An 18682-nucleotide genomic window follows, 5' to 3' on the forward strand; every position below is an offset into this window, starting at 1 on the left:
GTTCCGGTTCGACGATAGAACGGAAGTGGACGCACGTCCAGTTACGTTAGGATGAGGTATGCCGCTACCGCTCGCCAATCCATCACCGCGTCCGGAGCGTGCGGACGCCGCCCGGAATCGGGCCCGGGTGCTGGCCGCCGCGGAGGCACTGTTCGCCCAGCACGGAGCAACGAACGTAAGCATGGAAGACGTCGCCCGCGCCGCCGGCGTCGGCAAGGGCACCCTCTACCGGCGCTACCCCGACCGGGCCGCCCTTGCGGTGGCATTGCTCGACGAGCACGAAAGGCGGCTGCAGCAGCAGCTGCTCGCCGGTGCTCCGCCCTTGGGCCCCGGCGCGACACCGGCTGAACGGCTGGCCGCGTTCTACTCCGCCATGCTCGACCTGCTCGACCAACACCTGCAGCTGGCCTTGGCCGGGGAGGGTGGCGCGGCTCGCTACCAGAGCGGCGCCTACGGCTTCTGGCGCGTCCACGTCCGCGTGCTAATCCGCCAAGCTGGCCTCGATGATGCCGGCGACATCCTCGCCGACGTGCTCCTCGCGCCTCTGGCCGGCGAGCTGTACCAGCACCTACGCGACCGCAACCAGAGCCGCCACGATGTCCAGACCGCCCTCGAAACACTGGCTCACCGCGTTCTGGGACACCCGTCGGAACCCCAGGCCAGGGAATGATCCAGCGTTGCTGAACGCGGGATCGGCCACGGTCGACTGACCGACAGCTGGTGCTGCAACGCCCTGGTGATGGCGGCGGGAGACGATCGAGCTGGCGTACCTGGTCGCGGTCCAGCACCTCGCGCCGCGTCCACGGGCCGTGCTGATCCTGCGGGACGTGCTCGGCTGGCCAGCCAGGGACGTCGCGGAGCTGCTCGGGGACTCGGTCAACTCGGTGAACAGCGCGCTGCAGCGGGCTCGCGCCGGCATGCGGGAGCACCTGCCCGGACACCCGGGCCTACCTGCTGCGCGGCGGGGGACGCGCGAGTTGGTGCGCCGCTTAACCGAGGCCGGCGTCGCCACGGACACCGGCCGGATAGCCACGATGCTGCGCGACGACGTCCGCTGCTCGATGCCACCCACGCCGGGCCTGCACGCCGGCCGCGACGCGGTGGTGAACGACTGGGTGGAGAGCGGTTTCGAGGGCCTGGGACGCCTGCGCACCGTCCTCACCTCCGTGAACCGGCAGCCCGCCATCGCCTTCTACCTCTGGCAGGAGCGGGAGGGCGCGTACCTGCCGCTGACGATCGACGTCCTGCGCGTCACCGGTGGGGCGATCACCGAGATCGTCATCTTCCACGACGACCAGTTCCCGCGGCTCGGGCTGCCGGAGCGCCTGCCGGCGGACGGCACGGAGTAGTGCCCGTGTGGACGCTCGCAGTCGCCGATGATGGAGGAACGCTATGAACAGCATGAATGACACCGGAGTCGCCGCAGGCCCGGTGCCGGGCCAGACCAGCTACACCCACCGGTTCCGCGGGCTCGTCGTCACCGTTGTGATTGCCACGCTCGCGGCGATGGTGGCCACCACCCTCGCCGCCGCGCTCGCCCGGGCCGTTGGCGTCGACTTCGAGATCCCCGATGGTGGCGAGACGATCCCGTTGGCCGGGTTCGCCGTGGTGACCGGCGTCTTCTCGGTCGTGGGCATCGTCATCGCCGTCGCTCTTCTGCGCTGGAGTGCTCGCCCCGCCGAGCGATTCGTGTGGACGGCAGTGTCGCTGACCGCGATCTCGTTGGTCCCGCCCTTCCTCTCGGGGCCAACACCGCCACCATCACCGCCCTCCTCGGGCTGCACCTCGTCCCCGCGGCGGTGATGATCCCCACCCTGGCGCGGAGCCTCCGCACCCGGACCGATTGACGTCTTGGGTGCGGGGGGCGTGCTGGCCTCAGTACGGCAGGTCGATGCCCTGGCTGCGGGCGAACTCGCGGTGGGCGGTGACGACCGTGTCGATGAAGTTGGCGGCCATCTCGTCGGCGCGCAGCACCCGGGTCGTCTCGACCTTGAAGTTCTCGTCGCAGTAGTGCTCGGCTGAGCTGACGCCCGGCTGCGCCATGAGAGCGTCCCGGAGGAAATCCACGGGCTCGTCCCCGGCGTCGACGATGAACTTCACGCCGTCGCCGAAGCTCAACTCCCAGTGCAGGCCGTCGTCGGTGCCGACCCAGAGTTGCCGGCAGAGCGCGCCACGGCTCTGGGTGAAAGCCTCCCGCATCGCGCTGTCGTCCGAGCAGATCGCCGGCAGGACGCTCGGGGCGCGGTCGATGGCCGCGGCGACCGGGGGGAAGCCGGCGAGTCGGTCCACACGGTAGAGGAAGTAGCCCGGGGTGTTCGTGGGGTCCTCGGACTCGACGCCCGGCACCGCGTACGCGGGTGGTTCAGAGGTCATGGGTTCGTGGTCCTTCGTGGTGAACGCGTCGAGGGCCGGGCTGGCGGCCCGGCCCCAACGCGCCTGGGCAGTACAGCGAGCTCAGCGGGAAGTGGATGGTGAAGGGGATGTTATTCACCCCGGGAGCCCAGCCCTCGTAAGAAAGTCCACGTGGGACAGCTGCGGCGTCTCAGGTTCACTGGCCGCTACTGCTTTCGAAAGACTTCTTGCGAGAACGTGCCGCTAGGGCGTATAAACGAAAGGAGTCTTTCGTTTAGGGGTGCTGATGGAGCTGAACGAGCCGGAACGCCGGCTGCGTGTCCAGGACGCGACCAAGCTGCGCGCCCTCGCGCACCCGTTGCGCCTGCGGCTGCTGCGCTATCTGCTGGCCGCCGGCCCGAGAACCGCCGCGCAGTGCGCCGACGCCCTGGACGACACCGGATCGAACTGCAGTTATCACCTGCGTCAACTGGCCCGGCACGGCCTCATCGAGCGGGTCCCCGCCGAGAGGTCCAACCGGCGTGACCGACCGTGGCGCGCCGCCGCCACCGGGCTCGAACTCCGCCCGGATCCCGATGATGCCGAGGGGCAGCAGATCACCGACGCGCTGACCGCCATCGAGCTCGACGAGGTGTTCCGATCGTTGCAGCGCTACCAGCATCAGCAGCACAAACTGACCGACGAGTGGCGGGAGAGCGCCACCTTCCACAGCTACACGCTCTCGCTCACTCCGGAGGAACTGCGGCACCTGACGCTGACCCTGGACGCCGTCATCCGGCCGTACCTGCGCCCGTTGCGCACCGCGCCCCCGAGCGACGCCCGGCCCGTCAGCCTCAACCTTCAGGCGTACCCCACGCCGGAGTTCATCTGACATGGTGACGCTGCTGCGACACCGCGGGTTCGTCCTGATCTGGGCTGCCGGGCTCTTCTCCAGCGTGGCGAGCTGGCTGCTGCTCACCGGGCTGCCGATCTACGTGTTCGGGGTGACCGGCTCTGCGCTCACCACCTCCGCCGTCTTCCTCGTCGAACTGTTGTGCGGCATCACGCTGGGATCGTTCGCCGGTGCTCTCGCCGATCGTGTGGACCGGTTCCGGCTCATGAGTGGCGTCGCCGCGCTGCAGGCCGCTGTGGTGATCCCGCTGCTCGGTCAACCCGACCACCACCTGTGGGTCATCTCGCTGGTTGCCGGAGCCCAGGCGGTGCTCACCCAGACGTTCGACTCCGCCCGCAACGCCGCGTTGCCGGGACTGGTCGAGCCCGCGCACCTGGTGCGCGCCAACAGCGCGGTGGCGCTCAACGTCAGTGTGGGACGGCTCATCGGAGGTTCGCTGGGCGGTTTCGCGATCACCCGTGACGGCACCCGCTACCTGGCTGTCGGCAGCGCCGTGGCCTTCGTGATCGCGGCAGCCCTGATCGCCGCCGGCCGCCGCGCCGCGCGCCACCACGCCGCAGGACAGGCGACTCCGGACCGTACGTCGTCGTTCCTCACCGACTGGCGATCCGGGCTCACGGCGATACGACGCAACCGCGTCATGCGGGTGACGATTCTGAGCATGGCGCTCGGCGGCATCGCGCAGGGCCTGTTCGTGGTGCTCTTTGTCGTCTTCGTCAGTCGTGCGCTGGATGCCGACGGCACCCTCACCGGTGTGCTGCGCGGCGTCCAGGCGATTGGCGGGGTGGCGGGCGGGCTCATCGTCGGCATGCTGGGCGCGCGGCTCAGTCCCCGGCTGCTGATGAGCCTCGGCGCGACCACGTTCGCCCTGATCAGCCTGGTCATCTGGAACGGGCCGGCGGTCACCCGTCAACCCGAGTGGTACATCCTGCTGTTCATCCTGGTCGGCGCGCCTGGAATCGCGTACGCCAGCGGAGCCTTCGCGCAGATCCAACAGAGCGTGCCCGACACCGAGCTGGGCCGGGCCTTCGGCGCCTACTTCGCGATCTTCAATGCCGCACAGGGGCTGGGCATGGCCGCGGCGGGCCTGCTCGGCGACGTGCTCAGCGTCGTGCTCGTGCTCAACGTGCAGGCCGTGCTGTACCTGGCCTCCGGTGCCGTCGCCTACGTAGGCCTGCGCTCCGTCCGGCTGCAGCGCCCCGCCGAACGGCAACCCGCCACCGCCGACGTCGGGTAGACCCCGGTCACAGGCCGCAAGCGCCGGAAGCGGGTGCACCCGCAGCGTCCACAGTGTGACGCCGGCTGCGGTTCGGTGTCGGCCGCAGGCGCGCCCGGATCACTCGAAGAACTTGATGCTGAACCCGGTGTCGGCAGTCGGGCCGGGCACGTTGGCGCGGCGGTAGGTGGTGTTGCCCCACCAGCAGAAGGTGCCGGTGTACCAGTGCCGGTTCGCCCAGGAGTACGCCGTGCCCTTGGGCACGCCGTGGTACATCAACGGGAACCTCGGCCCGGCGGGCGGGCTCGTGGCGATGTCGCCGTTGAGCAGGACGAAGCTGTGGTGGCCAGGCCCGTTGACGTGCAGGGTGGGATCCCAGCCGGCCATCATGGTGGCCCGGTTCGAGCCGAACAGGCAGCCGTTCGACTTGTACCAGTCCCACACGTACGTCGGGTCGCCGCCGGCGCGCAGTCGCAGGTCGGCGAGGCAGTACTGGTCACTCCAACTGCCATTGGCGGAGTAGACGATGTGCAGCTGCCCGTTCGGGTCCTTGATCGCTTCGGGGGACTCGTTGATGAACGGGTTACCGACGACGCGCTCCCAGCTCTCGCGGGGCTGGGAAATGACGTACCGGTTGCCGGTCGGGGTGAGCGGGTCGCTCATGCGGCTGAGGTAGATGTTCTGCTCGACGTTGGTGTCGCCGGCCCACCCGGACCAGACGAACCACCGCTGCCCGTTGAAGGTGAACAGGCTGCCGTCGATCGCCCACTTGCCGTCGGGCAGCGCGAGCTGCCGCTCGGCCGTGTAGCCGCTGGCCGGCGACGCCGAGTGGATCGCGTACATGCGGTGGGCGGTGCCGCGCCCGGCCGAGAAGTAGATGTAGTACCGGCCACCGTCGGTGATGATCTCCGGGGCCCAGACCTCACCGAGGTTGCGGCTGTCCGTCCAGACCTGCCGCGCGGTTGCGGCGGCCAGCGCGTCCGGGGAGGCCGCCTGCCGAACGGCGATCCCGCCGTTGAGCGACTGGACGGAGATGTAGGTGCCGCCGACGCGGATCACGCTCGGGTCGGCGGCCCGCAGGCTGGTCTGCCCGGCCGTCGCCGGTCCGGCGCCAACCAGGGACAGGCCGGTGGCGAGCACGGCGGCCAGCAGAGCGGCGAGGATTCGTGGGAGGGTTCGGTTTCCGATGGTCACGATCGGGATCCTGTCCTCGGGAGGAGCCGGCAGCAAGCATTGACCTTTGTAGATTAGCTTCAGAAGGGCGAATTTCCATGAAGTTTCTTCTCACGTCGGGGGGCATCAGCAACCCGAGCATCTCCGACGCGCTGGTCGACCTGTTGGGCAAGCCGCTCGCCGAGTCCACGGCTCTGTTCGTTCCCACCGGTGTCTACCCCTTCCCCGGCGGAGCTGAGAAGGCGTGGAAGGCGATTCACGGCCAACCCGACATCCCCCTGTGCCAGCTGGGTTGGAAGTCCCTGGGGGTGCTGGAGCTCACCGCGCTGCCCACCATTCGAGAAGAGAACTGGGCCCCGGCGGTCCGGGAGGCCGACGCCCTGCTGGTCTGGGGCGGCGACGTGCTGTACCTGACCTACTGGCTGCGCCAGTCGGGCCTGGCCAACCTCCTGCCGTCGCTGAGTGACACGGTCTATGTGGGGGTCAGCGCCGGGAGCATCGCGGTCACCCAGTACAACTGCGACGCCGAATTCGACAGTCAATTCGTCCCCGACGGCAGCGACATGGCGCAGGACGCCGACCGGGCGCTGGGGTTGGTGGATTTCACGCTGTACCCCCACCTCAACCATCCGGACATGGAGGACACCGAGCTGTCCCACATTCAGAAGTGGGCGTCCGGAATCCCGGTCCCGACCTACGCCATCGACGACAACACCGCCATCAAGGTGGTCGACGGCAGGGTTGACGTCATCTCCGAAGGCGACTGGGAATTGATCAACCCCTGACCGGGCTCAGTCGAGCACCGACTCGCCGCCCGGGTAGGCGAGCGACATGCGGCCGCGGGACACAGCGGAGGGACCACCCGTCCGAGTGGTCCCTCCGCTGGTGTGCCGATCAGTGGCTAAACTTCAGGTTGGCAGTTCCTGTGCTCTGCTGCGGCGGGCGCAGCCTCGGGAGGGTGTTCCAGCACCCTTCCGAGGGGCCGTCCCATCAGACGGCGGCTACTCGCAGAAGACCCGCACTGTGGCATCGGGTGAATCCACCTCCACGGTCACCTCGTCGAGGTGCTCCACGAGCGCCTCCAACTGCTCGGGCTTGAGCTGCGTCAGGTCGATCGGCACGCCCGAGTCGCTGAGTGAGGCGTTGGCCTTGACCAGGGCCTGCGGCGGGATCAGCGCCGCCAGCCGTACACCGGCCCGCAGCAGTTGCAGTGGCACCCGCACGTTGACCCGCGATGGCTCGCCGTTGTCGGTGGCGTCCACCACCACCCGCAGGTACTTCACCTTGCCCTTCGGTCGGGCGTCGTGACCCACCGTCGCCGGTGCCTGGTCCCGTTCGAGTGCGGCGATGAGCTGCTCCGCCTCCTCTGCGGTGATCTTGCCGGCGGCCAGCATGTCGAGGATGTCCTTGCGTTGTTCGGTCATTCGAACCTCTCCTATCGGATGGCCACGAGCACGGCCGTGCGGCCCTGCTCGATGTCGAAGCGGGCGCCGGGCAGCGCGGAGATGACACGCCAAGCGGCGCCGAGTGCCCGCACCACACCGATGCGGAACACGACGCAGGCCACGATCGCCGCCAGCACGACCAGGACCACGACCGGGAAGAGCACGAGCACCACGGGGAGCACCGGAATCCAGAAGCGGATGGGCCGGTGGTCCGGGCGGTTGACCTTGACGGTCACCAGCTGCGGCATCACGCCCGGCCCTCCAGCTCGGCCAACGCCTGCTGTGCGGTGATCTCACCGCGGCGTAACCGGTCGACGATGTCGGCTCGTGAGGGTGCCGGGTCGGTCTCGACGAAGTCGAGCATCTGCGTGATCCGGTTGAGTCGTGACTTGATCGTCGGGTAGCTCACCCCGAAGATGCGTTCCATCTCCTTGATCGAACCGTGGCAACGCACGAACGCCGTGACGAAGACCTGATCATCGACGTTGAGCTGAGCCAGTTGCGGTGGCTCGAACTCGCCCTCGATCGCGACGCCGTTGCTCGCCAGGCGCACCCGCTCGACGACGAACGGCTGCCCTCGGGTCAGGGTGGTGAGCTCCTGCCAGTCCATCGCCTGCTCTGTCATACACAATTTATAACTTAGAAATCTTAAGCTGCCAAGGGGACAACCTTGATATTTTTAATATCAAGGCTCCTGCCTGGAGGTGGTGGCGGGATGGACGGGCGGGTTCGCGGTTGAGGTCACCACGACGGCTCGCGCTACGAGCCCAGGGCGCGGGGATCGTGATCACGGCTCGGTGGCACGATCCACTCGCCTTCACGGAAATCGGGGTGTCCCGGCTCCGTGGACACCCCGACTTCATGAAACCCGAGTCGATCATCGCCAACGGCCGGGACGTGGAACCGCGGCGGATTCCGGAGATCCCGCCGACCCGAGCACCGCGTTCGGGGGAACGGCCGTCGACGCCGCCGCGCCTATCCGCCCGAGATGGCCGTGAGTGCCGTGTCGAGTGCCTGGTCCGCCGGGACGGGTACGTCGGGGACCACTCCGATGCCCTCCCAGTTGGTGCCGGTGACGCTGTTGATGGTCCGGGCGGTCGGCACGGTCACGAGGATGTGTTCGGTGATCGGGTGGCGGGCCGTCGGATGCGCGCCGCCACGCGTCGTCTCACCGACGACGACGGCCCGGCCGTGCGCCTGAAGGGTGTACGCCACGTCCTCGCCCCCGGAGAACGTCACCGCGCTGGTGAGCACGTGCACCGGTCGGTCCGTGTAGCGCGGCGCGGGCAGGTGCGCGGTCGTCCAGAACTGGCGGGTGGCGCCGGTGGACCGCTCGTAGAAGTCGTTGAGGTGCACCTGGTCGTCGCGGAAGAAGTAGCTGCACCACATCGCGGCTCCCTCCGGTGTTCCGCCGGAGCAGGCGCGCAGGTCCAGGATGAGCGCGGTGCTGAGGGCGACCAGTTGCATGGCCGCGCCGATCGCGGCGGCGCCTTCGTCGGCGTACGCGATGCGCCGCACGTCGACGAGCCCGACGTTGCCGTCCAGGTGCTCGACCCGGCGGATCCCCTGGTTCTCCGCCCTGAGCAGCGCGAGGAAGGCGGCCCGACCGCCGTCTTCGTCGGCTGGATCCAGCGACTGCGGCTGGTCCGACCACAGCAGCCGCAGATGCTTGTCCGGGCAGACTTCCTGAAGGTGAGCGGTCACCGTCTCGCAGAGCGCCGGCCCGTCGAGGTTGTCGTACTCGCCTGCCGCGAGGCGGCGCCGGATCGCGGCGTCGATGTCCGCGACCCTCTCAGGAAAGACGTACCCTGCCTCGATCCGGTCCAGGGCCTGCCCGATCATCTGTTCGTTTGAGAGCACGGCGGGCCACGGTAGACCGCAAACAGCCTCATGGCCACCGAGTTTCGCACTGGGGCTTCAGGAGCGCGGCAGCATGCCCACGAGCGAGGTGATGATGGCGAGCCGCAGGGCTGTCCGCAGGTCGACATGGTGGACCGCGAGCGCCGGCTCGGACTCGTAGACGGCGAGCAGGCTCGGCGGCGGTGTGGTGTAGGCGGACAGCGCGCCACCCATGATCAGGGTGTGCAGGCAGAACAGCTCGGCGTTGTCGCCGACCTCGGGCAGGTGCCGCCGGACGAGGTCGGCCATCACCGCCAGCTGGCCCAGTGCGGCCCGCTTGTGCCGGCGGGCCACCTCGACCGAGACGTTGTGTTCGAGCACCCCGCCCTGCGCGCCGAACAGATCGCAGAGCACCGTCTGGGAGGCGAGCGATCGGCTGAGCACGTCGGCCGTCTGCTCCGCCCGTTCCACCGCAGGCCGGCTCAGGTCGACACCGTCGGCCAGTTCCTGCTCCAGCTCGGCCAGCCAGGTCGTCGTCCGGTCGTCCAACAGGTCGAGCAGGATCGCCTCGCGGGACTCGAAATAGCGCAGCACCGCCGTCTTGGCCAGGCCGACCCGCCGGCTCAGCTCGTTCAGGGTCACCTCGGCCACCGGCATCTCGTCGAGCATCGCCGAGGTCGTCTCCAGGATGGCCCGGCGTCGGACCTCACGCTGCTCCTCGCTGCGTGCCCGCTGGAACGTCATGACGCCAATCCTAGCTTAGGTACCGGCGGTCCCTTGACAGCGTACCGGTGGTACCTTACCGTTTCAGGCATAAGTTACCGGCGGTACCTAAGGAGCTTGAGATGAAGTGGACCGAGCAGCAGATCCCGCGCCAGGACGGCCGGGTGGCCGTGGTCACCGGCGCCAACACCGGGCTGGGCTTCGAGACCGCCCGGCGGCTCGCCGAGCGCGGGGCGTCGGTCGTGCTGGCCGTGCGCGACACGGAGAAGGGCAAGGCGGCCGCCGCCCGCATCAACGGCGACGTCTCCGTACGGGAGCTGGATCTGACCTCGCTGGAATCGGTGCGCGCCGCCGCGGCCGGCCTGCGCGCCTCCCACCCGCGGATCGATCTTCTGATCAACAACGCTGGCGTCATGTACACCCCGAAGCAGAGCACCCGCGACGGCTTCGAGATGCAGTTCGGCACCAACCACCTGGGCCACTTCGCGCTCACCGGCCTGGTGCTCGACCTGCTTCTGCCTGTGCCCGGCTCCCGGGTTGTCACCGTCAGCAGCGTTGGCCACCGCATCCGCGCCGCCATCCACTTCGACGACCTGCAGTGGGAGCGCTCGTACAGCCGGGTCGGCGCCTACGGCCAGTCGAAGCTCGCCAACCTGATGTTCACCTACCAGTTGCAGCGCCGGCTCGCCGCGCACGGCACCACCGTCGCGGTGGCCGCACACCCCGGCGTCTCCAACACCGAACTGATCCGCAACGCCCCGGCGGCCGTCCGCCGACCGATCACCTGGCTCGCCCCGGTGATCACCCAGCCCGCGACGGCCGGCGCACTGCCCACCCTGCGGGCCGCCACCGACCCGTCGGTCCTCGGCGGGCAGTACTACGGCCCCGACGGCCTCGGCGAGGCGCGCGGCTACCCGAGGCTGGTCACTTCCAGCCCCGACTCCTACGACGTGAGCGTGCAGCAACGCCTCTGGGCCGTCTCGGAAGACCTCACCGGCGTGCGGTTCCCGGTGGGCGAGGCAGCCGTCGCGGTGTGACCGTGCCGAGGGTGGGCGGGTGGCCTCGAGATTCTGTTAGTCGCGGCCGACCCAGGTGGCAACGCACGCCTCGTTGCCCTCGGGGTCGGCAAGGACCCACCACATGGGCGCGTGCGCGTCGGAGACCAGATGGCCACCAGCGGCCAGGGCAGCGGCGATGCGAGCCTCTGCCTGATCGTGCGGGACGGCTATGTCAAGGTGCATGCGGTTGCGTTGTGGGCGCTCCTCGTCCATTGGCTGCAACCCGAAGCCCGGGCCGCGGCGTGACGGGTCGAACAGGTAGTCGTCGCCGATCTGGCGATAGCCGAGCAGCGCTCTCCAGAACGGCAGCACGTCCGCGCTGGCGAGTGCGTCGAGGGTGATGTTGATGAGTTGCACGGCGGTCGGGTCGGCGCGGATGTCCAGCTCCTTGGCGGCGGCCGAGATCCGCCGGGCCAACGTGATGTCGCGCCGAGTCAGGCTCACGGTGACGCCGGTGCCGCGCAGGTCGATGCTGAGGTACTGCTGCTGGGTCTCGTCGGTGAGTCGGCCAATCTCATCGACGAGCGCGATGCCCTTGGCCAGCGAGCCGGTCGGGAAGTGGGCCGAGACAAGGTGGTAGAGGGAGCGCCAGTCCTCGACTCCGTCGGCCGCGTGGAAATGTGCGGCTCTGATCTGCGCAGTCATGGCCGCGAACCTAACATCGGTGGTGTTGCGCCCCGGCATTCACAGCTGGGCGACGACCGCCCGGGTGGCCTGGGCGATGAGCGCGTCGTCGGGGGTGGCGTCCTTGGTGTCGCGGCTGGTCAACACCGCCAGCACGATCGGGGCCCGGTCGGGCGGCCAGATCACCGCGATGTCGTTGCGGGTGCCGTACCCGCCGGTCCCGGTCTTGTCCCCGACCACCCAGCCGGCCGGCACCCCGGCGCGGACCAGCGCCGCGCCGGTGGTGTTGCCCCGCAGCCAGCCGATCAGCACGTCACGGTCCGCCGGTTCCAGGGCAACCCCCACTGTGTACGCCCGGAGGTCGCCGGCCAGGGCCCGCGCCGTGCTGGTGTCCCGTTTGTCGCCCGGTGTTCCCTCGTTCAGCGCGGTCTCGTACCGGGCCACGTCGGTGACCGTGTCGCCCAGCGCGCGCAGCTTCGACTCGAACCCCGCTGGCCCGCCGAGGTGGCGCAGCAGCAGGTTGCCGGCCGTGTTGTCGCTGTAACGCACGGCGGCGTCGGCGAGGGCGCGCAGGCTCATGCCCTCGCCGACGTGCTTCTCGGTGACGGGGGAGTGCGCCACCAGGTCCCGTGCCGGGTACCGCACCACCCGATCGAGCTGGGCGTCGGTGGTGCCGTCGAGCACCTCGGCGGCAGCCAGGGCCTTCCACGTCGAGGCGTACGCGAACCGCTCGTCGGCGCGGTACTCCACAGTGCGACCGGTGCCCGTGTCGACGGCGTAGATCCCCAGCCGCGCCCCGAACTGCTCCTCCAGCCGGCGGAACTCCTGATCGGCGGCCGGCGACGGTGCGAACGTCACCTCCGGGCTCGGCGTCGTCCGCGACTCGGTGGAGTCGCGGCCGCCGCCGCTGCTGCACCCCGCCAACGACACCACTGTCGCCGCCGCGGCCACCACTGTCGCCAGACGCCGGACCGGGACCGCCATGTCACTCCTCCTGAGGGTGCCGTCAGGGCAGGATCTCGACGTACCCGTCACTGCCGTGCACGCGGATCCGCTGCCCGTCGCGAATCAGCCGGGTGGCGTCGAGCACGCTGACGACAGCCGGCAGGCCATACTCCCTCGCGATCACCGCGCCGTGCGTCATCAACCCGCCCACCTCCGTGACCAGGCCGGCGATGCCGACGAACAGCGGCGTCCAGCTCGGGTCCGTGTGGGCCGTGACCAGAATGTCACCCGCTTCGAGGTCGGCCTGCGCCATGTCCAGGATGACGCGGGCACGTCCCTCGACCGTCCCGGAGGACACCGGCACACCGGCCAGGGCGCCGGCCGGCACGTCGTCGCGTCGGTACGACCCGGTGATCGCCTCGCCGTCGGAGGTCAGCACCCGAGGCGGGGTGAGCGCCTGGTGCGACCGGAAGGCGTCCCGGCGCTGCCGGATCAGCTCGTCGTCCACCCGGTGCGAGCGCACCACCTCGTGGAACTCCTGGAACGTGAGGTAGAAGACGTCTTCGGTCTCGGTGAGCACCCCGGCGCGTACCAGGCGCTCGGCCTCTGCCAGCAGGGCCTGCTTGTAGACGAAGTAGCGGCTGATGATGTCGTACTTCGGGTACTCCCGATAGCCGATGAAGGCTCGCACCCGGTCGATCATCCGCGCGGTCTCGTCGGCCTTCTGCTGCCCGTCCGGCAGCGCCCGCAGGCGCGTCAACACCTCCTGCGCCTGCTGCCGCGCCTTCTGCCGGCCCTGCTCGAAGCGCCGCCGGGCCGCGCCCGGCTCGAAGAGCTTGACGTTGTCCAGCAGCACGGGCACGAGCGTGCCGGGGCGTTCGCTCCAGCGTGGCCTGGTGATGTCGATCTCGCCGACGCAGCGCATTCCGTACCGGTCGAGGTACGCCTCGATGGCGGCGCGCGCCTCGGCCCCGCCCGCGACCTTCGGCAGGTCGTCGAGGAAGTCGTCGTGCGCGACGTCCTGGAGGAACGCCACCACCTCCGGATACGGACGGATCACGTCGGCGACGTCGAGCAACGCCAGCCCCATCTCCGACGTGACGTTGCCGGGGGCGGAGAGGGTGAGGGTGTCCGCGGCGTTCTTGTCGCCCAGCCACTCGTGCAGCCGGTCGTTGAGCCACCAGGTGGCCTCCATGCCCGCCATGATCGCCTGCATGTTCAACGGATCACTGAGGACCCGCTTGTGCTCCTGGAACGCCTCATGCAGGAAGTCGAACAGCGCCGTACCGGTCACCGTCGCGATGTCGCGTCGCAGGGCGGCGATGGAGGCCTCGCTCCGCTCGATCAGCTGGGGAACGATGGCCGGGTCGGCCTCGCCCGAGGTGGACGGGCCGCCGGTCGTCGGCCCACCCGGACCGGCCTGGTCCGGCAGCGTCGGAACGAAGTCCCGGCGGTCGAGCAGGGTCTCCAGCGCGTCGCGCATCAGCGGATCGACGCGCCCCGCCATCTTCAGAAAGCCCGCGCGGCTGGCGGGGGAGCCCAACAGCCGAGTGGCGTCGACGAACAACCTCCCGCCGGCCGCCAGCATCGGGGCCATGGCGGTCAGCTGCCACATGGAGAGCCCCAGCGGCCGCATGGCGTCGGTCATCATCTGCTGGTGACCGACCGAGAGGTAGACGTGGTTCTCCTGGTCATCAGCCGCCGGGATGGGAAACAGCGTGGTGATCGGCCGGCTCTGCACGATCTGGAAGTCGTCGTCGACCAGGCACCATTCGATGTCCTGCGGGCGGCCGAAGTGCGCCTCGATCCGTCGCCCGAGCCGCACCAGACGCAGCGCCTGAGCCTGCGTCAGCGCCGGCTGCTCCTGCCGCTGCGGGTCGATGGCCACCTCCCGCGTCCCGCCCTCCGGCAGCGCGGCGACGGCACGCTCTTTCGCGGCGACCGTGCTGGCGACGACCTCACCGTCGCGCACCGTGAAGACGTCCGGGTTCACCAGGCCGGACACCAGGGCCTCGCCGAGGCCGAAGCTGGCGTCCACTGTCGCGACCTTTCGGTTGCCCGTCACCGGGTCCGCCGTGAACAGGATGCCGGAGGCATCCGGAAGAACCATCTGCTGTACGACGACAGCCATCTGGACGGTGCGGTGGTCGATGCCGTTGCGCAGGCGGTAGATGACGGCCCGCTCGGTGAACAGTGACGCCCAGCACCGGCTGACGTGCCGCAGGACCGCCTCCGGCCCCACCACGTTCAGGTAGGTGTCCTGCTGGCCGGCGAAGGACGCGGTGGGCGTGTCCTCCGCCGTCGCGCTGGACCGCACGGCGTAGGCGGTCCGCTCGCCGAACCGGGCGAGCGCGCCGGTGATCGCGGCGGCCAGGTCGCCCGGAACCGGTGTCTCCTCGACGCTGTGGCGGATCTCCGCGCTGAGCGTGCTGATCGCCTCCCGGTCGTCCGGGCTCAGCTGCGACAGCTGATCGAGCCGATCGTCGATCGACGGCGTCTGCGCCATGATCTTCCGGAAGGCTGCCGTCGTCACGCAGAACCCCGCCGGCACCCGGATGCCGTCGATCCGGGACAGCGCCCCCAGGTGCGCGGCCTTGCCGCCGACGACCGACACCTGCGTCTCGTCGACCTCTCGAAGATCCAACAGCGGTGCCTGGTCGCCGCGGTCCCCGTCCATCGACAACACACCCACGTCGCGCCCCCGTTACCTCGTTCGTGCTGGTCCGGCCGCCGATTCTGCGCCACGACCGGGGTCTTGCCGCAAGCCCCCAGGTGCGGTATACGTTAGAAGTGGCAGGGAGAGTGATCTCCTTGCCGCTTGTTTTTGTCGAGCCGGCGATGGGCCCCGTTCAGTCGTAGGGGAGTCGGCGCGGCTCGAATCTCAGCCCTCGGCCGAGCTGCCAGGAGGCGGTGGGCCAGGCCGCGACGAAGCCGGCTATCAGCCCGACCTGACCGGCGAACCAGAACGTGGGGCTGTCGGGTCGCAGGTGTGGCTCCGGCAAGACCACGCGATGCGCGAGGGTCAGCCACACGAACAACGCCACCTCGAACACGGTGATGGTCAGCAGCTCGATCCTGCCGACGTTCGACAGCGCGTGCCAGACCTTCCCCAGGCTGCGACCCGGCCCGGCGAAGTACCGGAAGAGAACGGCGATCGTCACCGCCGTCAGATAGTCGCCGGCGTAGCCGACCCACAGCGGGTCCTCGGCCGGGTCGAATCTCACGGCGTACAGGGCGACCTCGGCGACGACGAAGCCGAGAGCGCAGTGTGCGCCGCAGCGGGACACATGGGTGACGACGATGCCCCGGCGAGGCCGTCGCGGGTGCCCCTCCTGCCGCCGTCGAGAGAACGCCTCGGGCCTGCCCCAGTTCCAGTAGAGGCGGACGGCGGCCGGGCCGATGTAGAGGACGGTCACCAGCCAGACGATCTCCATGACCCGGACCGGCTGACGGTGTCCGCGCAGATAGGTGTCAGCCAGTACGACCGCGAAGCTGACGACGCCGACCGCGAGCGAAGCCCAGGAGAGCGCTACGAGCCAGGTTGGCTGCATCCCCGCCCCTTCCGCCAGCCGGGCGAGTCTTTCATGTCGTACTCGTCCGGATCGGCGGATCGGGCGTTCCCGCGTGCGGGCGCGGACGGGTCAACCCTCCCCGGCCTCGCCGCCGGTCCGTCGTGGAGCGCGCCGTCCGCTGCGGTCAGTCGCGCTTCAGGCCGGCGAAGACGACCGTGAGCGTACGGGCCTGCAACTGCTGGTCCCACCCGCCATGCAGAGCGCCCTGGCACAGGCTGGTAAGGAGCGCCATCGTCTCGGGCAGCCGTACCGAGTCGGCGACGGCTCCGGCGGCCCGCGCGTGTTCCAGCAGCCTGCCCACCGCCTCCTCCAGGTGACCTGCCGCGTCGGGAAGCCGGATGTCCACCCCGGACCCGGCGAGCAGGTCGACGACGGTCTTCTTCGCGGCGGCCTGCGCCACCAGGTGGGTGAAGAACGTGAAGAGGTCGTGTTTCCCGGCCTCCTCGACGAGTTGCGCGAGCAGTCGCTTCATGATCGCGGCGAGCAGGTCGTCCTTGGTGGGGAAGTGCCGAAAGACCGTACCGATGGCAACGCCGGCCCTCCGAGCAACCTCCTCGGTGGACGCGCGGGTGCCGAACTCGGCGAAGATCACCTCGGCGGCGTCGAGGATGCGTGCCCGGTTGCGCTGCGCGTCGGCACGCAGCGGCGACCCCTCTATCAAAGTGAGTCTCCACTCATTATTATCGAACGGGTAAGTCGAGTCACGACTCATTATCCAGGAGGACGACGTGACACCAAGCGAGATCTTCGACAGCATGCGCGCCCGGTGGCTCGCGAACCTGCCCACCTACGAGGCCGACTCGCTCGCCGACGACGTGGTGCTTGAGACGCCGTTCGCCGTACCCGGCCGCCCTACCCGTATTGAAGGGAAGCAACGGGTTCTTGAACACACGCAGGCGGGCCGGGCGATGTTCCCGGTCCGGTTCGACGACTGCCGCAACGTGGTCCTGCACGAGACCGCTGATCCCGAGGTGATCGTGGTCGAATACGAACTGGTCGGCACCCACACGGCGACCGGGCTGACCGCCTCGGCGCCGTTCATCGGGGTGCTGCGGAGCCGAGACGGCAAACTTGCCCACTGGCGCGAGTATCAGCACACCCTCGCCATCGCTCAGGCTGTCGGGCAGGCGTAGAAGAGGCATCGCCGCGCTGGCAGACTCGCGGGCATGGCGATCGCCGGTGTGGCCATCATTGCCGCCTTCCTGCCCGCCTACTACCTGCCCATCCGCGGCGAGTACGGCGAGAACGACGACACCGCCGAGCAACCGGCCGTCTGAATTAGAGTCGGCGGAATGCGGATCAGGATCGACGGCAGCGATCTCCCAGGTCGGCGTCCCGGCGCGGAGGCCGACGCGTTGCGGCTGGGCAACGTGCACGTCGGGGTTCAACGCAAGGTCGAGGTCGTCGATCAGGTGCCGGCCGACGCGGCAAGCGCCACCTGGTCCTTCGAGGTGTCCAGCCGTGAGATCGATGGAGCACTCGACGTCGGTGGCCCCTGGGTGCATGGCCGCCCCGGGGCGCGGTTTCTCTATCTCAGCTGGGGCGCGGTGACCCAGGACGGCTTCGCGATGTTCCGACGAGCCAAGTTGATGTTCACCGACGTGCCGACCGAGCTGCTGCGCGCCGCCCACGAGGGCAACGGGACGCTGGTCGGCCGGATCGGGTTGACCGATGCCGCCGGTGGGCCGATCTGCGCTCGGGTGCACCCGCCCGCCGTCGCCTGGGCGGTGGAGTGAGTGCAGCCGAAGGCTAGCTGCCGAAGTCGACGCCGCTGAGGGAGACGGAGCGGTACGCGGCGAGGTGTTCGGCCTGCGTGGTGATGGCCTTACGCGTGGCGTCCGACAACCGGTGCCACGGCTGGACGGCGACCGTGAACGTCCTGCCGGACTTGCGGGGACGCCAGGTGCCGACCAACTCGCCGTCGACCAGGACGGCGCCGGGGCGACCCAACACCGGCCACAGCTCCTTGGCGTGGGCGGTGTCCGGCACCAGCGTTGCCCGGTCCTTGGCCTGCAAAAACAAGTCGAACGGGCCGAGCAGTCGGGTGACCCTGCCGTCGGCGGACTCCAGCGACTCCTCGTCGGCGGCCAGCAGTGAGCGTGCCTCGCGGTCGACCGTCACCTCGATCACATCCTCGGGCCAGTGCGCCTTCACGTCCTTCACCGGGGCGTCGAGGTAGTCGGCGACCTGTTTCGGGGTGGCCGGACCGAGCAGGCGAAGATACGCGCGGATGAGGTCGAAGCGGTCGCCCGCGGCGGCTGCCTTCCTGAACCCGGTGATGCGCCGCAGGACCGGGGGTGAGGTGCCGAGCTGCAACTCCAGTCCGGCCCGCACGGCGGCGAGCCGGAACGGCATCTCGTAGAGGTGCGTGGCATCGCAGGGACGGCAGAACCGCAGATAGGGCTCGGGCAGCATGGTGGCCAGGCGGCCGGAGACGTCCCCCTTGACCGTCGGCGTGCTGACGATGGCACGCATCCGGTCGGCGATCTCGTCCAGGGCCACGAGAGTGTCGATGCCGGCGGCCTTCAACGGTTTCGCGGCGTCGTAGATGCGCTTGCCCGCGTCGGCCTCGGAGAAGGGATCGACGGCGGCTGCCACCTTCGCCACGTCGGCCCGGCGGTAGAGGTGGGGAGCGCCCCGTACCGTCCACAGCAGGACCAGATCCGTGTCGGACACGGCGGTCACGTCGACCCCGCGTACCGCCAGCGCCCACCGCGCGCCGTCCGGGCCGGTGTTCTGCACGCCGAGGTCCAGGACGGCGGTGTCGGCGAGCGTGCCCTCGTCCCGGTCGAGCTGCTGGGCCCGGACCCGGAAGTTCATCACCTGGTGCCGATCGACCATGT

21 protein-coding genes and 1 pseudogene are annotated in these 18682 nt (G+C 69.5%); 9 read left to right on the top strand and 13 right to left on the bottom strand.

Going from position 1 to position 18682, the window contains the following annotated elements; genetic code table 11:
• The first annotated feature begins 58 nt into the window (after positions 1 to 58).
• The 3 genes and pseudogenes from ACFYP0_RS00265 to ACFYP0_RS00275 all read left to right on the top strand — a co-directional run bounded on the left by ACFYP0_RS00265 (position 59) and on the right by ACFYP0_RS00275 (position 1847).
• Positions 59 to 670 carry a TetR/AcrR family transcriptional regulator gene (locus ACFYP0_RS00265; RefSeq protein ID WP_355499905.1) on the top strand — a complete coding sequence of 204 codons (612 nt, stop codon included), beginning with the start codon at positions 59 to 61 and terminating at the stop codon, positions 668 to 670.
• 100 nt (positions 671 to 770) lie between these two features.
• Positions 771 to 1349, top strand: a complete 579-nt coding sequence (locus ACFYP0_RS00270) for a sigma factor-like helix-turn-helix DNA-binding protein (protein ID WP_355499998.1) — start codon at positions 771 to 773, stop codon at positions 1347 to 1349.
• Between the two features lie 157 nt (positions 1350 to 1506).
• Positions 1507 to 1847 (top strand): annotated as a pseudogene (locus ACFYP0_RS00275) (DUF6069 family protein).
• Positions 1848 to 1875: 28 nt separating this feature from the next.
• Here the strand turns inward: ACFYP0_RS00275 and ACFYP0_RS00280 are convergent.
• Positions 1876 to 2373, bottom strand: coding sequence for a hypothetical protein (locus ACFYP0_RS00280; RefSeq protein ID WP_355499908.1), 498 nt, complete (start codon positions 2371 to 2373; stop codon positions 1876 to 1878).
• 265 nt (positions 2374 to 2638) lie between these two features.
• Between ACFYP0_RS00280 and ACFYP0_RS00285 the strand changes: the two genes are divergently transcribed.
• Together ACFYP0_RS00285 and ACFYP0_RS00290 are read left to right on the top strand one after the other, a co-directional pair.
• Positions 2639 to 3223 carry a winged helix-turn-helix domain-containing protein gene (locus ACFYP0_RS00285; RefSeq protein ID WP_355499911.1) on the top strand — a complete coding sequence of 195 codons (585 nt, stop codon included), beginning with the start codon at positions 2639 to 2641 and terminating at the stop codon, positions 3221 to 3223.
• Position 3224: 1 nt separating this feature from the next.
• Positions 3225 to 4481, top strand: coding sequence for an MFS transporter (locus ACFYP0_RS00290; protein ID WP_355499914.1), 1257 nt, complete (start codon positions 3225 to 3227; stop codon positions 4479 to 4481).
• A gap of 99 nt (positions 4482 to 4580) precedes the next feature.
• Here the strand turns inward: ACFYP0_RS00290 and ACFYP0_RS00295 are convergent, their stop codons facing one another.
• On the bottom strand, positions 4581 to 5654 hold the full coding sequence (locus ACFYP0_RS00295) for a glycoside hydrolase family 43 protein (protein ID WP_355499916.1): 1074 nt from the start codon (positions 5652 to 5654) through the stop codon (positions 4581 to 4583).
• A gap of 77 nt (positions 5655 to 5731) precedes the next feature.
• On the opposite strand from ACFYP0_RS00295, the gene ACFYP0_RS00300 reads away from it, so the two are divergent.
• A complete protein-coding gene (locus tag ACFYP0_RS00300; RefSeq protein ID WP_355499918.1) occupies positions 5732 to 6418 on the top strand; it encodes a Type 1 glutamine amidotransferase-like domain-containing protein in 687 nt (228 codons plus the stop codon).
• 216 nt (positions 6419 to 6634) lie between these two features.
• On the opposite strand, the gene ACFYP0_RS00305 is transcribed toward ACFYP0_RS00300, so the two are convergent.
• The 5 genes from ACFYP0_RS00305 to ACFYP0_RS00325 all read right to left on the bottom strand — a co-directional run bounded on the left by ACFYP0_RS00305 (position 6635) and on the right by ACFYP0_RS00325 (position 9661).
• Positions 6635 to 7057: an SHOCT-like domain-containing protein gene (locus tag ACFYP0_RS00305; protein ID WP_355499920.1), complete on the bottom strand. Its 423-nt coding sequence runs from the start codon at positions 7055 to 7057 to the stop codon at positions 6635 to 6637.
• Between the two features lie 11 nt (positions 7058 to 7068).
• Positions 7069 to 7326, bottom strand: coding sequence for a hypothetical protein (locus ACFYP0_RS00310; protein WP_124853472.1), 258 nt, complete (start codon positions 7324 to 7326; stop codon positions 7069 to 7071).
• Positions 7326 to 7703, bottom strand: coding sequence for a DUF2089 domain-containing protein (locus ACFYP0_RS00315; protein ID WP_355499922.1), 378 nt, complete (start codon positions 7701 to 7703; stop codon positions 7326 to 7328). The genes ACFYP0_RS00310 and ACFYP0_RS00315 overlap by 1 nt, the downstream gene beginning before the upstream one ends.
• Before the next feature lie 350 nt (positions 7704 to 8053).
• The gene (locus ACFYP0_RS00320) at positions 8054 to 8938 is read right to left on the bottom strand and encodes a S41 family peptidase (RefSeq protein WP_355499924.1); all 885 of its coding nucleotides are present in this window, start codon (positions 8936 to 8938) and stop codon (positions 8054 to 8056) included.
• A 57-nt stretch (positions 8939 to 8995) separates the two neighbouring features.
• Complete coding sequence (locus tag ACFYP0_RS00325) at positions 8996 to 9661, bottom strand: TetR/AcrR family transcriptional regulator (RefSeq protein WP_355499926.1); 666 nt, start codon at positions 9659 to 9661, stop codon at positions 8996 to 8998.
• Between the two features lie 101 nt (positions 9662 to 9762).
• Here ACFYP0_RS00325 and ACFYP0_RS00330 point away from each other — a divergent pair, with 101 nt between their 5' ends.
• A complete protein-coding gene (locus tag ACFYP0_RS00330; RefSeq protein WP_355499928.1) occupies positions 9763 to 10677 on the top strand; it encodes an SDR family NAD(P)-dependent oxidoreductase in 915 nt (304 codons plus the stop codon).
• Between the two features lie 36 nt (positions 10678 to 10713).
• On the opposite strand, the gene ACFYP0_RS00335 is transcribed toward ACFYP0_RS00330, so the two are convergent.
• The 5 genes from ACFYP0_RS00335 to ACFYP0_RS00355 all read right to left on the bottom strand — a co-directional run bounded on the left by ACFYP0_RS00335 (position 10714) and on the right by ACFYP0_RS00355 (position 16500).
• Complete coding sequence (locus tag ACFYP0_RS00335; RefSeq protein WP_355499930.1) at positions 10714 to 11343, bottom strand: VOC family protein; 630 nt, start codon at positions 11341 to 11343, stop codon at positions 10714 to 10716.
• 39 nt (positions 11344 to 11382) lie between these two features.
• On the bottom strand, positions 11383 to 12306 hold the full coding sequence (bla, locus tag ACFYP0_RS00340) for a class A beta-lactamase (protein WP_355499933.1): 924 nt from the start codon (positions 12304 to 12306) through the stop codon (positions 11383 to 11385).
• A gap of 22 nt (positions 12307 to 12328) precedes the next feature.
• Entirely contained in the window at positions 12329 to 14944 is a 2616-nt protein-coding gene (rph, locus tag ACFYP0_RS00345; RefSeq protein ID WP_355499935.1) for a rifamycin-inactivating phosphotransferase, read from the bottom strand.
• Positions 14945 to 15116: 172 nt separating this feature from the next.
• Positions 15117 to 15818, bottom strand: coding sequence for a DUF4396 domain-containing protein (locus tag ACFYP0_RS00350; protein WP_355499938.1), 702 nt, complete (start codon positions 15816 to 15818; stop codon positions 15117 to 15119).
• Between the two features lie 145 nt (positions 15819 to 15963).
• Positions 15964 to 16500 (bottom strand): TetR/AcrR family transcriptional regulator, encoded by a 537-nt coding sequence (locus ACFYP0_RS00355; protein ID WP_355499940.1) that lies wholly within the window; start codon positions 16498 to 16500, stop codon positions 15964 to 15966.
• Positions 16501 to 16567: 67 nt separating this feature from the next.
• Between ACFYP0_RS00355 and ACFYP0_RS00360 the strand changes: the two genes are divergently transcribed.
• On the top strand, positions 16568 to 16972 hold the full coding sequence (locus tag ACFYP0_RS00360) for a nuclear transport factor 2 family protein (protein WP_124858270.1): 405 nt from the start codon (positions 16568 to 16570) through the stop codon (positions 16970 to 16972).
• Positions 16973 to 17131: 159 nt separating this feature from the next.
• Entirely contained in the window at positions 17132 to 17575 is a 444-nt protein-coding gene (locus tag ACFYP0_RS00365; protein WP_355499943.1) for a DUF5990 family protein, read from the top strand.
• Between the two features lie 13 nt (positions 17576 to 17588).
• Here ACFYP0_RS00365 and ACFYP0_RS00370 read toward each other — a convergent pair whose 3' ends face one another.
• Positions 17589 to 18680: a winged helix DNA-binding domain-containing protein gene (locus ACFYP0_RS00370; protein WP_356979600.1), complete on the bottom strand. Its 1092-nt coding sequence runs from the start codon at positions 18678 to 18680 to the stop codon at positions 17589 to 17591.
• Positions 18681 to 18682: the final 2 nt, after the last annotated feature.

Source organism: Micromonospora arida, assembly GCF_042873195.1.
Classification (GTDB): Bacteria; Actinomycetota; Actinomycetes; order Mycobacteriales; family Micromonosporaceae; genus Micromonospora; species Micromonospora arida.

Bases quoted from the DNA above. Each gene is read 5' to 3' on its own strand.
- ACFYP0_RS00265 (WP_355499905.1), top strand. From the start codon at position 59: ATGCCGCTACCGCTCGCCAATCCATCACCGCGTCCGGAGCGTGCGGAC.
- ACFYP0_RS00280 (WP_355499908.1), bottom strand. From the start codon at position 2,373: ATGACCTCTGAACCACCCGCGTACGCGGTGCCGGGCGTCGAGTCCGAG.
- ACFYP0_RS00285 (WP_355499911.1), top strand. From the start codon at position 2,639: ATGGAGCTGAACGAGCCGGAACGCCGGCTGCGTGTCCAGGACGCGACC.
- ACFYP0_RS00290 (WP_355499914.1), top strand. From the start codon at position 3,225: ATGGTGACGCTGCTGCGACACCGCGGGTTCGTCCTGATCTGGGCTGCC.
- ACFYP0_RS00300 (WP_355499918.1), top strand. From the start codon at position 5,732: ATGAAGTTTCTTCTCACGTCGGGGGGCATCAGCAACCCGAGCATCTCC.
- ACFYP0_RS00305 (WP_355499920.1), bottom strand. From the start codon at position 7,057: ATGACCGAACAACGCAAGGACATCCTCGACATGCTGGCCGCCGGCAAG.
- ACFYP0_RS00310 (WP_124853472.1), bottom strand. From the start codon at position 7,326: ATGCCGCAGCTGGTGACCGTCAAGGTCAACCGCCCGGACCACCGGCCC.
- ACFYP0_RS00315 (WP_355499922.1), bottom strand. From the start codon at position 7,703: ATGACAGAGCAGGCGATGGACTGGCAGGAGCTCACCACCCTGACCCGA.
- ACFYP0_RS00325 (WP_355499926.1), bottom strand. From the start codon at position 9,661: ATGACGTTCCAGCGGGCACGCAGCGAGGAGCAGCGTGAGGTCCGACGC.
- ACFYP0_RS00330 (WP_355499928.1), top strand. From the start codon at position 9,763: ATGAAGTGGACCGAGCAGCAGATCCCGCGCCAGGACGGCCGGGTGGCC.
- ACFYP0_RS00335 (WP_355499930.1), bottom strand. From the start codon at position 11,343: ATGACTGCGCAGATCAGAGCCGCACATTTCCACGCGGCCGACGGAGTC.
- bla (WP_355499933.1), bottom strand. From the start codon at position 12,306: ATGGCGGTCCCGGTCCGGCGTCTGGCGACAGTGGTGGCCGCGGCGGCG.
- rph (WP_355499935.1), bottom strand. From the start codon at position 14,944: ATGGACGGGGACCGCGGCGACCAGGCACCGCTGTTGGATCTTCGAGAG.
- ACFYP0_RS00350 (WP_355499938.1), bottom strand. From the start codon at position 15,818: ATGCAGCCAACCTGGCTCGTAGCGCTCTCCTGGGCTTCGCTCGCGGTC.
- ACFYP0_RS00365 (WP_355499943.1), top strand. From the start codon at position 17,132: ATGCGGATCAGGATCGACGGCAGCGATCTCCCAGGTCGGCGTCCCGGC.
- ACFYP0_RS00370 (WP_356979600.1), bottom strand. From the start codon at position 18,680: ATGGTCGATCGGCACCAGGTGATGAACTTCCGGGTCCGGGCCCAGCAG.